Source organism: Oceanobacillus sp. FSL W7-1309 (genome assembly GCF_038002145.1).
Classification (GTDB): domain Bacteria; phylum Bacillota; class Bacilli; order Bacillales; family Amphibacillaceae; genus Oceanobacillus; species Oceanobacillus profundus.
The window spans coordinates 626,959-639,406 of the sequence record NZ_JBBOBX010000002.1 but is presented as its reverse complement, the minus strand read 5'-3'; the positions used below and the strand labels follow the sequence as shown (position 1 = coordinate 639,406).

Sequence of the window (12,448 nt, the reverse complement as noted above, 5' to 3'; positions counted from 1 at the left end):
AAGTTCTAGTGATTTTGTTTATTCTGCGGGAGTCTGAAGCTGAAAGCTGTGCCCTGATTCAACTTACTTTTAACAAGAATCACACCATGATGTGCATCAATAAGATGCTTTACAATCGATAGACCAAGACCGGTGCCTTTCTTCTCCTTATTACGAACTCTTGATTTGTCCGCTTTATAAAAACGTTCAAAAACAAATGGTAAATCTTCTTCTGGAATACCGCTACCACTATCTTCAATTTCTACATAAAGCTCATTTTCACGATTAGCTATTGTAACATGGACTTTACCGCCTTCTGAAGTATGGCGTAACGCATTATCAATTAGATTCGTAAAAACCTGTTCAATACGATCAGGATCAAATATGGCTTCCGGGAAATCGATATCCAATGATAAAGACAGCTCAATTCCGTTATCTATTGCTAAACTTTTAAATTTATTAACAACACGTTTTGCATAGGACTCAATTGCTGTTTTTTCTAAATTTAACTGTATTTGTCCAGCCTCCATTCTAGCTAGATCAAGAAGTTCATTTACTAGTCGCCCCATTCTTAAAGATTCCTCGTGAATAATTTGCGCAAGTTCATTTTTAGCTTCTTTTGTATCCGCAATATCATCTACAATTGCCTCACTATAACCTTGGAGCATAGAGATTGGTGTACGTAATTCATGTGAAACATTGGCAATAAAATCTTTACGCAGCTTATCTAAGCGTCTCTCTTCTGTCATGTCACGGATAACCGCTACAGCGCCCCTAATATAGGATTGGTCGTACAAAGGTGTCATTAACATAACATAAATTCTACCTTGCAGGCTGATTTCCCGAAGCACTGCCTGTTCGCTTTCAAAAACTTCTTGAAGCGCCTCATTAAGTTCACTTGGAAGTTTCCGGTTTTGCTCATCTGCAATGTCATTTTCAAAATACCAGTTTTCAATATATTTTTTGGCTGGCGGATTCATGACAAGAATGTCGCCATTTCGATTTAATGTTACCACACCATCTGCCATCGAACTAACAATACTTGAAAGCTGTTCTTTTTCCTGTCTTAGAGCATTAATATGAAATTTAAGCTGTCTTCCCATGCGATTGAACTCTGTTGCAAGTTCACCGATTTCATCATGTGTCAAAACAGGAACCTTCGTATTAAATTCTCCTCTAGTAAGGTTGTATGCCGCTTCTCGCATTTTTATTAGTGGAGAAGTAATCCTTGTTGATAAAAATACTGCAAAAAAAGTAGTCAACATAATCGCAATTCCTGCACTAAGGAGAATTAACTTTGAGGTTTGTGCTTTTGTTTGATAAATCACATCCAACGATTGATAAACAAAGACCGCTCCACCTGATTCAATTGGTGAACCAACAATCATAATTTCATTATTCTCATCGGGCTGAATAATTTGTTTCTGTATTTCCCGACGGTTATGAAGTACTTGTGAAAATTCTTCGCTTTCTTCAATCCAATGATCATCGGTTTCCAATAAATCACCATCATTACTTGTGGATGTCCAAAGTTCATCTTGATTATACGCAATCACAATTCGACTAGACGGATCTTTTAATAGTTCTGTCATTTCCTCGATAAATTCTCTATCTTCTCCCCTTTCAACGAGTGAGGAGATTTTTGTAGCTGTTTGCAACATATCATCTTCCGCTTCAAGTATATGGAAATTTTCAAAGAACTCCATCAGGAAGAATGACAAGATAAATAAAACAAATGCAACAAGTAATAGAATCGTTAATGATAGCTTACCAACTACACTACGCCAAAACATTATACATCATCAACTTCAAATTTATAACCAACACCCCAGACAGTTACAATCATTTTAGCGGCTGGTTTGGATACACTGCTTAGTTTTTCACGAAGTCTTTTCACATGCGTATCGACTGTTCTTAAATCACCGAAGAATTCATACTGCCATACTTCCTTCAATAAATGTTCTCGATTAAATACTTTATCTGGTGATTTTGCTAAGAAACATAGCAGTTCATATTCTTTTGGCGTTAGACTAACTTCTTCACCATCTGCTGAAACACGATGGGCATCATGATCAATTGTAATATGCGGAAATACTAATATATTTTTTGAAGCTGTATCAGCTTCATGAAAAGAGGCGGCAGTCACTCTTCGTAATAATGCCTTTACTCGTAAAACAGCTTCTCTAGGGCTAAATGGTTTTACAATATAATCGTCTGCCCCAACTTCAAATCCTTGCACACGATTTGCTTCTTCTCCTTTAGCGGTTAAGATAATAACAGGTGTGTCTTTTTCTTTTCTCAGCTCTTGACATGTTTCGATACCATCCATTTCAGGCATCATGATATCCAATAAGATGACATTATAATCATTATTTAATGCCTTATCTAAGGCTTCTTTTCCATTTTCTGCTTCTTCAACAATATAATCTTCACGTTCTAAATACATACGGATGAGTCTACGAATTCTTTCCTCATCATCAACAACTAATATCTTAATATTATCATCCATTTTAACTTCCCCCTATGCTTTACACTGTATCTAGTATAAACCAATCCTAAGTAAATGTATAAAAAAACGAGGTATCCTAATGATACCCCGTTTGTTAACAGACACGTCCAGCTTTACCGCCCAACTACTAGAGAGACTTCTTTCCTCCGTACGTCACTACGACGCACAGGACGTCGCATTTTCAGCCTGCAGGGCGCCCCGCGCTTTTGTTTTCACATCTAAGCATACGAATGTAGGCCTGCTAATACGAGATTAACAACAATTAGGTTAAACATAATAATTGCAAAACCACCTACTGCTAACCAAGCGGATTTCTCACCATGCCAGCCCCTTGATAAACGAAGGTGAAGAAAAGCTGCATAGAAGAACCATGTTACAAGTGCCCATACCTCTTTTGGATCCCATCCCCAGAATCTTCCCCAAGCAATTTGTGCCCAAATCGCTGCAAAGATAAGACCGCCAAGTGTGAATACTGGGAAACCAATGGCAACGGAACGATACATGATTTCATCTAATAAATCCGGTTTTACATTTTTTAGAAGCGGCTGAAGTTTTGCTCCAACTCGTTTACGAATAATTAATCGTACGAGTCCATATAAAATTGTACCAGTAATAAATGACCAAATGACCGAATTGAATTTTCTTCCGGCGTCTGCGCCTTGCATCCATGTTGGAGTTTCAAACCACGGTTCCATAACACCTTCTGTTAATAATGCTCCCTCATTTGGACCAGCAATAGCTGGCAAATGATAATCTGTTGTCGTCACATTACCAGCTTCTGTATATTCAAATTCAGCATGATAATCCATTATGTTAAAAGAAGTGGTGATCACGATAAAACCAATAAATAAGAACATAACGTACATCACGATTTCAAGCCATAAGCTACCTTTATTCAAACTAGACTGATCGACTTGCCTAATTAGATACATGATTCCTGCTGCAAAACTAATGAATAAAATTCCTTGTCCTAAAGCTACAGTCGTTACATGAATATATAACCAATGACTTTGTAACGATGGTACCAATGGTGAAATATCAGTTGGAAACATGCTCGCATATGCAATAATGATCATTGCAATTGGGAGTGCAAACAACCCAAGAAAGCTTAACTTGTAATAAAAATAAAGAATAATAAAAGCTAAAACCATGGACATACCTAGAAATGTCATAAATTCGAACATATTACTAACCGGGGCATGTCCACTTGCAATCCATCTTGTTATCAGATAGACAAGCTGCGCAGTAAAACCGATAATCGTTATGGTAATACCAATGGTTCCGGATTTTCTCTTCTTTCTTCTTTCCGACTTATCCTGTCTAATTGTTGCCCCAAAGAAAAGTGTAGCAACCAAATATAAAATAAATGCTGTATAAAGCATTGTGCTACTTAGATTAAGTAAATCCATTAAAATTCCTCCTCATCCTAAAACAGTAGAGACTTGGTGCAAATACCCGCTTCGGAAGACATACATGGTGCCCCCGGTGTGGACTGGTGAGCTCAAATGCTCGCGCAATTTGGTGTCTCACCTAATGCCTTTCCTCCTACAGGATTCAACGTATATCTCCTTCGCTAAGTTTGTGCATTGTTCGTCTTAAAAAGTTACCCATCTTCGGTATATCCCAATAGCATGCTATTCGTCTAATTCCTGCTGGTCTCGGGCCATCGTAATTGGTGTATTTTCAATTGATTTCTCAATATCTTTTTTAATACCAAACCAGTTTTTATTTGTATGAGCTGCAAGTAAGATGCCATTTTCTTTTGGATGAATCCAAATTCTACGATGTTGCCAGTACATCCCTTGGATAACTCCGATCATGAATATTGCGGCCCCTAATATAAAGAACGGCAACGTGAAATCAACACGTAGTGTCAAACCACTAACATCATGTAATTCAAAATCTTCAATACCTACCTTGTATTCGTTTTCTCCAGTAGCGTCAATATTTTTCCCGATTCCGATAAAGCTGATTTCAGGTGTGTCACTTTCCGGAGGGTATACGGATAAGACGAAAGCTGGATTTCTAGGAAAATTTGTTTCCGAAGTTGGAATTCCATTATCTAATATGTAATCTGGATAATACTGATCAACTTGAACGCGGAACCCGCTATCCAATTCATATATAGAGTCAGGATTTGTTAAGTCTATCGTAAAAGAACCTAATGAAGATTCTTCTGGATCATCTGTTTCATGAACTTTAAAGGTCATATTTGTAAATTCATTTACCTGGTATCCAGATTGATACAGTGTATATCGATCAAATTTAGCTGGTTTATTCATTTGAATTGATTCTTCCAATATTGGCTCAAGTTCAGGTTCAGCACCTGGTACCGAAGCGTTAGTTTCTTGATAAATTACAATATCTGTCTGGAAATTACTTGGTACTACACCTTCCTGCTGAATAGCTTGTGCAAATCGTTCATCATTTTCGTCATGAACTTCCATGATAAATTCTTTGTTTTCGATATAGTATTCTCCATTCGTTCCAGGAAGAACGATCTGCTGTCCTTCTCGAACCCAAACATATTCTTCTGTATGCATTAACGGAGTAGTCCGTAGTATAGCTGCAATTAAAATTATGATTAACCCAATATGATTAACATATGGACCCCATCTCGAAAACCTGCCTTTTTCGGCAAGGATATGCCCATTCTCGTCTGTAATTTTATAACGCTGTTTTTTTAAGTTCTCTTTAACTGTCTCAATATCATCTGGAATGACTTGTTCTGACTCACTGTAAAAGCGCTGTCTATTTAAAAATGTTTCATGGCGCTTTGCCTTCTGCCTTTTTAACGCTTTATACAACGGTACAAAGCGATCCAGACTACAAATAACAAGCGAAATACCAATGAGTGCAATTAATACCATATACCACCATGAACTGTATAAATTATGAAAGCCCAACTGATAGTAAATTAATCCTAAAATGCCATATCGATCTTCATAGAAAATAGCAGGATCTCGAGACACTGCATCTGCTGGTATGTAAATTTCCTGTGGAAAGATGGTTCCGACCATTGACGCCACTAGTGCGATGACAATTAGCCAAACCCCCACTTTAACGGAAGAAAAGAAACTCCATATTTTATCAATAATGGATTTGTTGTAGGTTTGTGAGCGACGGGCAGTTCCATCGTAGCGCATATTCAGTAATTTATTTCCTTCATTTCCATCTATGTGCTGGTTGCCTTCAATAGGCTTGCCACAGGCTTCACATAAAACCGTTCCTTCGGGGTTAACATGCCCACACTCACATTTAACTTTATTCATTTAAATCCCTCACAATAGCTTTCATGCTCAATTTGTTTACGGCTGTATTTCCTGTAAATACCCTTCAAGACTTTCTAAGCTAAGTGCTCCATTAACGACTTCTTGGATTTCTCCATCAGGGTTGATAAAGAAAGTGCTTGGTAATGGTACGACTTTATATAGATCCCTCACTTCACTTGTTTTATCATGAAGGATTGGGAATGTTAAGCCATAATCATCTATAAATCGATCAACTACAAGCTCTGTTCCATCCAAACTTACCGCTACGATTTCAATTCCTTTATCTTTATATTCAGGATAAAGCTCTTGCATATAGGGCATTTCCTCTTTACACGGCTTACACCATGTTGCCCAGAAATTAAGCATGACACCTTTCCCTTCCAGATCACTAAGTTGAATTGCCTCTGCATCATGATTCTGACTAATTTGCTGCAACTTAAAGTCTGGTGCTTTATCTCCAACCTTATATCCCCCGTTATCTTCTTTTAAGTGGGATACGAGTGCAAAAACTACCGCCGCTACTAAAACGGCAAGAATCGCTGTTCTAAAAATGAACCGGTTTCTTTTTTTCTTTTGTTTATTACTCTTCATTTGATCCAAACTCAAAATTATCACTCCCACACCGTATTATATCATCGAAATATAGTATGAAATTTGACTATTCTTTAACAATTTTGGAAGCTTGGTTCCTGATTTGTTTTATTTCTTTCGGTGTCAGAGGGCGATAATCTCCTGGTTTCAATCCATCCAACGTAAGCATACCATATTTTTCTCTTTTTAATTTCATGACAGGGTAGCCTAACTGCTCCATCATTCTTCTAATATGACGATTTTTCCCTTCATGCAAGGTTAATTCAAGCACCATTGTGTTTTTTTTCTTATCCGTAGATAAAATCGTATAGTTCACTGCTTTTAAAATATCTTTATCTGCTTTAATCCCTTTTCTTAGCTTACCGAGCTCTTTTTTATCAGGAACCCCTTTAATTTTAGCGACGTAGACCTTGTCTATTTCATGCTTCGGATGCATTAAAAGATTAGCAAATTCCCCATCATTTGTTAATAGCAGGATGCCTGACGTATCGTAGTCCAATCTGCCAATTGGAAAAACTCTTTCTGTCACTTCCTCCATTAAATCAATTACAACTTTCCTATTTTTGTCATCCTTCAAGCTGGAAATAACTCCTCTTGGTTTGTATAGCATGTAGTATACATGTGATTCTTTTTCCAGTGGGACACCGTTCACCTCAACTTCATCATCACTTGTTACTTTTGTGCCAAGCTCTGTTACAGTCTGTCCATTTACACGGACTTTCCCATCTATAATAAGCTGTTCTGCTTTTCTTCTAGAGGTTATGCCGCTTTGTGCAATTACTTTTTGTAGTCGTTCACTTTGATTTGCCATTCTATCACCATACTTCTACTTTATTTTCTACACAATAATAGCGTTAATATGGCATTAACGCTAGTTTTAGTTACCCGAATACTATTTTAACAATAATGATGGTTGAAAGTATAGCAATTAGGTCCGCCAGCAGCCCAACTTTTAAAGCATAGCGCATTTTCCTTATTCCAACTGCTCCAAAATAGACTGTTAATATATAGAGCGTAGTATCTGTACTTCCTTGCATTGTTGAGGCTAACCGGCCAATAAACGAATCAGGTCCATGTGTAGCGATCAATTCGGTTGTCATGCCCAATGCAGCTGTGCCAGAAATTGGCCTCACTAATGCAAGTGGCATGATATCAGCTGGTATACCAACCATCTGCAGCAATGGGGTAATGCTGTTAATAAAAGCTTCCAATGCTCCCGAACTACGAAGTATCGCAATAGATACAATCATACCTACTAAAAAAGGAAGCAAAGAAAATGCCATTTTGACACCTTCCTTACCTCCTTCTACAAATAATTCGTATGCGGGAACTCTTTTGATTACTGCAACGGACAATACGACGAGTAAAAAGGTTGGGATAAGCCAGGTGCTTACAAGCGTGATGATCTCCATAACTATTTCCTCCATGTACTTTTATAATGATAAAAACGATCAATTAAAATAGCACTGGTAACCGCAACTCCACTCGCAATAATCGTAGTACCAACAATTTCAGTCGGGGATACAGAATTATATTGCATACGGATTGCAATTACAGTTGTTGGAACTAATGTCAAACCAGATGTGTTTAATGCGAGAAAAGTAATCATTGAACGTGATGCAGTTTCTGATCCACTTAATTTTTTCATTTCCTCCATCGCTTTAATTCCAAGTGGTGTTGCAGCATTGCCTAAACCAAAGAGATTAGCTGTAATATTCGATACGATATAGCCGATTGCCGGGTGATCTTTTGGTATCTCAGGAAACAGCTTTACGATAACCGGCCGAAATACCTTTGCAATTCCTTTTAGAATCCCAGCATTTTCTGCAATTTTCATAATACCTAGCCAAAAAACAAGAATGCTTATTAGACTAATGGCTAATGTTACTGCCTCGCTTGCGCTCTCAAAAATTGCTTTGTTAACTTCATCCATTGTTCCATTAAACATTGCGAAAACAATACCTACAATTGCCATACACGCCCAAATTATATTGATCATTTTACTTCAATCCAATTATTTGTATTAAAATTGACGTAAAAGTCTGTTTGAAGTCATGATCGTTAGGCTCCAATCGATTTTGGAAAATATGTGTTTCCATCAATTGTTCATCATCCAAGTAAAAAACAGTTTTCCCAATAATCTCCTCATCTGTCGTCAAATAATTTGAAAGCAGAAACGTACTCGAAGTCAATACTTCTATCTCTTCAACAGATAACGGATAGGATACTTCGTCCTCTACAAAACCGTTTACCGTTAAATTTGTTTCATTCAACCTGTATTTTATTGGTCCTTCGTCTGAAAGTGGTTCCATCTGATAATTTTCATATCCCCACTCAAACATCGAGATATGGTCATTCCAATCATCTGGTGCATCGAGTGTCACTGCAATTAACTTCATACCGTCTTTTTCAGCAGTGGTTACTAAGGTTCTACCTGTTTGCTTCGTGTATCCAGTTTTCCCTCCTGTACAATATTCATAAAACTGTGTAAGCAGACGATTTTTATTTTTCCAGCTATATGATCTATTTTCAGAGATATAATTTTCCGAACCGCTTATTTCTTGAAATGTATTGTTTTCCATCGCATAGCGCGTAAGTATTGCCATATCGTATGCCGTTGAATAATGGGTTTCTGAATCAAGACCATGAGGGTTATCGAAATGTGTATTTGTCATCCCTAGCCATTTAGCTTTTTCATTCATCATATAGACAAACCCTTCCTCACTTCCCCCTACATGTTCAGCTATCGCTATTGCCGCGTCATTACCAGACCTAAGCATCAAACCATAAACAAGGTCTTCTAATTTCATTTCTTCACCTTGCTCCAAATAAATGGATGATCCTTCTGTATAAATTGCGCTTCTCGAGGCGGTAGCCATCTCATCCATTTTCCCGGATTCAATTGCTATAATTGCGGTCATTATTTTCGTAATACTTGCTATAGACGCTTCTTCATGTGCCTTCTTTTCATAAAGCACCCTGCCTGTGGATTGTTCGATTAAGATGGCGTTGTTGGCAGAAACAACAGGGGTTGCTTGTCCTGTAATTGGAAAACCAAGTTGCACAACTAAGAGAATAAGGATGAGTATGAGAAATCGCATCGTTTAATGCCTCCTTAGAAATCTTTAGCATTCGTTAAAGGATCATTCTTTGTTTTTTAATAACATGTATACTTTGGATTGCAAGCTTTTAGGTGAAAGTATTCGCTGCACTTTTACATCAAAAAGTTTTATTTCTATTTATCAAAAAAGATGTCCTTACATTTTATGCACGGGACACGCTGTTATGCTAGATGATTTAAGAACAATAAAAAAACCTTACATGCCAGTATGTAAGGCTCAAATTTTTATTCATTAAAATTATTCTCAATTTCATCACTGAATCGCTCAAAAAATAAATCAGCTTCGTTACTGTCTGTATTATCCTCTTCGGAAGGTTCAGGCAGCGGTGGAAGTTCGCCAAGAGAAGTTAAACCAAAATAGGTTAAAAAATCTTTGCTTGTTCCAAAAAGTATTGGCCGTCCAACACTATCTTTACGACCTACTTCCTCAATTAACGATCTCGCCGTCAGTGTTTGAACTGGCCGATCACTTTTAACACCCCTGATTTCGTCAATTTCTGTTCTTGTTATTGGCTGTTGATAGGCGATAATTGCCAATGTTTCTAAAGCAGCTTGTGACATTCTGCTGGTCTGTGGTAGTTCAAGTAATTTTTTGAAATAATTACTATGCTCTGGCTTTGTTGTTAAATGAAGTACTTCATGCGACTTCATAATCATTAAGCCACGGTCTTTACGTTCATAATCATATGTCAGTTCTTCAAGAATGTGTTCAACTGCTGATTCTGACACTTCTAGTACCTTACACACTTGCTTTATCGTAATGCCTTCATCTCCACTAGCAAAAAGTAATCCTTCGACAACGGCTTTTAATTCTTCTATTTCCACAATCTATTCCTCCAAATATTAGAAAAATCGGCATGGGCTTATCCTTAAGCGATGCCTTCTATGTAATGAAGCAGAAAAGAAAGCTTTATGCTTTATTTTCTGCAAATATATACAATGTATCGAAATGCTTCGTTTGTTTGCAATAGATTTCCTTACCTTTCATAAGCTCTAAAATTGCAATAAACGTGACGACTACATGAGTTCTTGATGGATAGGGAAATAACTGATCGAATTCAATCCCCTTACCTTGTGTTGACTTTACTTTGGTCAACACATCTTGCATCCGCTGCTCAATCGGTATGTCCATCCGTTGTACAGTAGTATCTAGTGGTTTATTCCACTTTTTACGTTCAAACATTTTCCCCAGAGCACCGAGCATATCATAAATGGAGACATCTCCCTGTACTACCGGTTGTTTTTCGAATGTTAATTCATCGAAAACAGTTGGTGGTCTTGTAAATATTTGATTTGCTTCTACCTCCTTTTCCTTCAACCGTTCAGCAGCTTCTTTATATTTCCGATATTCGATCAGTCGTTGCATCAGTTCTTCTCTCGGATCCTCTGCGTATTCTTCCATCTCATTATCTTCAATAATTTCTTGTTTAGGCAGTAGCATCTGACTTTTAATCGCTACTAACGTGGAGGCCATAACTAGGTATTCACTTGCAATATTTAATTCAAGCTGTTGCATGGTATGTATATACTCCATGTATTGTTTCGTTATCTGTGCCATCGGAATGTCGTATATATCAATTTCATACTGATTGATTAAATGCAGCAATAAATCAAGCGGACCTTCAAATGCGTCTAATTTTACCTCGTATGCTTGATTCACAGTAGTTCCTTCCTTTCATTTGTACAATTTGAGTCTTTTTACTAATAATTCCCAGGTGAAGCGTTGCAATATTTCTGTATCAATTAAAATATAGAAAGTTTAAGTTTACCATGATCTACCCTGAAGGCAAGCGCAGCAAGTGTTTTGACTTTCTTTTGTTACAAATTTATTTATAGTTTGGCATATGCGCCCATACAACACACTTTTTTTTAACATAAGCTATTAGCGTAAGATAAATGTTACCACAAAACATTTCTGGAAAGAAGAAAAAGGAGGAAGTTCGTTATGAGTCAAGGTTATGGTGGTTATGGTGGAGGCTTTGCGTTAATTGTAGTTTTGTTCATTCTCTTGATTATTGTCGGTTGTGCTTGGTTCTAATTAGATAGCCGAAAAATTATATAGCATATAAAGCACTGGAATTATGAAGGCTACTAATGCACTACGGTTATCATAAATTAGAACAAAACCGAAACTCTGCTAAGTGTTCATGTAAGATAAAAATTTGTAGCTTCAAAGAAAAACCAGCCCTTATGAAAAGGGGGCTGGTTTTTCTTATTGGTTAGGAAATATAAAATCGACTGATTTCTTATACGAGAGCAGCCACGTTCAGCTATAGCACCCAGCGAGACTTTCCTCATGACGCGATAAAGAAGACTTGCATACTGTCAAAGACATATGAGGCTTAGTCGCACTTATGCCCTTGTGGTCAAATCAGTTCACCGACTCCAGGTAAAGGATGGCCGACTAAATCAGGCTCAAGCCTAACGTCAGCATCCCCCTTACTGAGGCATGTTTTCTTTTAGATGAACTTGACTTTTCTCCCATAAGGTGAAAGTTATCGTTCATCTTATACTTTGGAGTAAATCTCCTACGTAGGAATGTTCGAGGCGCAGTCCATACGTCCCTAACTGGGCACTTCCGCTTTTGTGCTTAGCTATCAGAAGCATCTGCGCTGTCTTCTGCTAGTGTACATTTATTATAAAAATCCTGTATTTCATCCGTCGTACTAACAGCATATTTGTTCTGATAGATACGAATGACTTCATTGACCATCTTTTGACCGATTCCAGCATTTCGGTGAGAAGGATTGACTGAAACATGCTGCACGATTGCGTCTATACCATTTTCAATCCTAATTCCAATCGCACCTAATACATCATCTTCCTCTTTCCATAAATGAAGATGCCAGTCATCATTGGATTCATACTCTTTAATGGTCTGTTGCAATTTCTTAACGTCTTTCTTTTCTTCAGGCATAAAAGACAATAGACCCATTGCAATCTTTTCATGATTTTTTTTATAACGAATTAACATAT

Annotated in this window: 13 protein-coding genes; 1 reads left to right on the top strand and 12 read right to left on the bottom strand. The window is 37.4% G+C overall.

Translation table 11 applies throughout. The features are described from left to right. Positions 1-5: 5 nt before the first annotated feature. From NST46_RS15805 to NST46_RS15755, 11 genes are all read right to left on the bottom strand, one after another. Positions 6-1,772, bottom strand: a complete 1,767-nt coding sequence (locus tag NST46_RS15805; RefSeq protein WP_303449160.1) for an ATP-binding protein — start codon at positions 1,770-1,772, stop codon at positions 6-8. Then, positions 1,772-2,488: a response regulator transcription factor gene (locus tag NST46_RS15800; RefSeq protein WP_095308920.1), complete on the bottom strand. Its 717-nt coding sequence runs from the start codon at positions 2,486-2,488 to the stop codon at positions 1,772-1,774. Before NST46_RS15800 ends, NST46_RS15805 begins: the two co-directional genes overlap by 1 nt. Positions 2,489-2,706: 218 nt before the next feature. Then, positions 2,707-3,897, bottom strand: coding sequence for a c-type cytochrome biogenesis protein CcsB (gene ccsB, locus NST46_RS15795; RefSeq protein WP_095308919.1), 1,191 nt, complete (start codon positions 3,895-3,897; stop codon positions 2,707-2,709). A gap of 225 nt (positions 3,898-4,122) precedes the next feature. After that, positions 4,123-5,760 carry a cytochrome c biogenesis protein ResB gene (gene resB, locus NST46_RS15790; RefSeq protein WP_341137464.1) on the bottom strand — a complete coding sequence of 546 codons (1,638 nt, stop codon included), beginning with the start codon at positions 5,758-5,760 and terminating at the stop codon, positions 4,123-4,125. A gap of 36 nt (positions 5,761-5,796) precedes the next feature. Then, complete coding sequence (gene resA / locus NST46_RS15785) at positions 5,797-6,366, bottom strand: thiol-disulfide oxidoreductase ResA (protein WP_095308917.1); 570 nt, start codon at positions 6,364-6,366, stop codon at positions 5,797-5,799. 52 nt (positions 6,367-6,418) lie between these two features. Next, complete coding sequence (locus NST46_RS15780) at positions 6,419-7,162, bottom strand: pseudouridine synthase (RefSeq protein ID WP_118889601.1); 744 nt, start codon at positions 7,160-7,162, stop codon at positions 6,419-6,421. A 70-nt stretch (positions 7,163-7,232) separates the two neighbouring features. Further along, on the bottom strand, positions 7,233-7,763 hold the full coding sequence (locus NST46_RS15775; protein ID WP_095308914.1) for a spore maturation protein: 531 nt from the start codon (positions 7,761-7,763) through the stop codon (positions 7,233-7,235). Between the two features lie 2 nt (positions 7,764-7,765). Beyond that, positions 7,766-8,350: a nucleoside recognition domain-containing protein gene (locus tag NST46_RS15770; protein ID WP_095308913.1), complete on the bottom strand. Its 585-nt coding sequence runs from the start codon at positions 8,348-8,350 to the stop codon at positions 7,766-7,768. 1 nt (position 8,351) lies between these two features. Further along, positions 8,352-9,452, bottom strand: coding sequence for a D-alanyl-D-alanine carboxypeptidase family protein (locus NST46_RS15765; RefSeq protein ID WP_303449689.1), 1,101 nt, complete (start codon positions 9,450-9,452; stop codon positions 8,352-8,354). A gap of 245 nt (positions 9,453-9,697) precedes the next feature. Beyond that, positions 9,698-10,297, bottom strand: coding sequence for an SMC-Scp complex subunit ScpB (gene scpB, locus NST46_RS15760; protein ID WP_095308908.1), 600 nt, complete (start codon positions 10,295-10,297; stop codon positions 9,698-9,700). Between the two features lie 85 nt (positions 10,298-10,382). Beyond that, on the bottom strand, positions 10,383-11,132 hold the full coding sequence (locus NST46_RS15755) for a segregation/condensation protein A (RefSeq protein WP_095308907.1): 750 nt from the start codon (positions 11,130-11,132) through the stop codon (positions 10,383-10,385). A gap of 285 nt (positions 11,133-11,417) precedes the next feature. Between NST46_RS15755 and NST46_RS15750 the strand changes: the two genes are divergently transcribed. Next, the gene (locus tag NST46_RS15750; protein ID WP_095308906.1) at positions 11,418-11,510 is read left to right on the top strand and encodes a YjcZ family sporulation protein; all 93 of its coding nucleotides are present in this window, start codon (positions 11,418-11,420) and stop codon (positions 11,508-11,510) included. Positions 11,511-12,062: 552 nt separating this feature from the next. Here the strand turns inward: NST46_RS15750 and NST46_RS15745 are convergent. After that, positions 12,063-12,446: a GNAT family N-acetyltransferase gene (locus NST46_RS15745; protein WP_095308905.1), complete on the bottom strand. Its 384-nt coding sequence runs from the start codon at positions 12,444-12,446 to the stop codon at positions 12,063-12,065. Positions 12,447-12,448 lie beyond the last annotated feature (2 nt).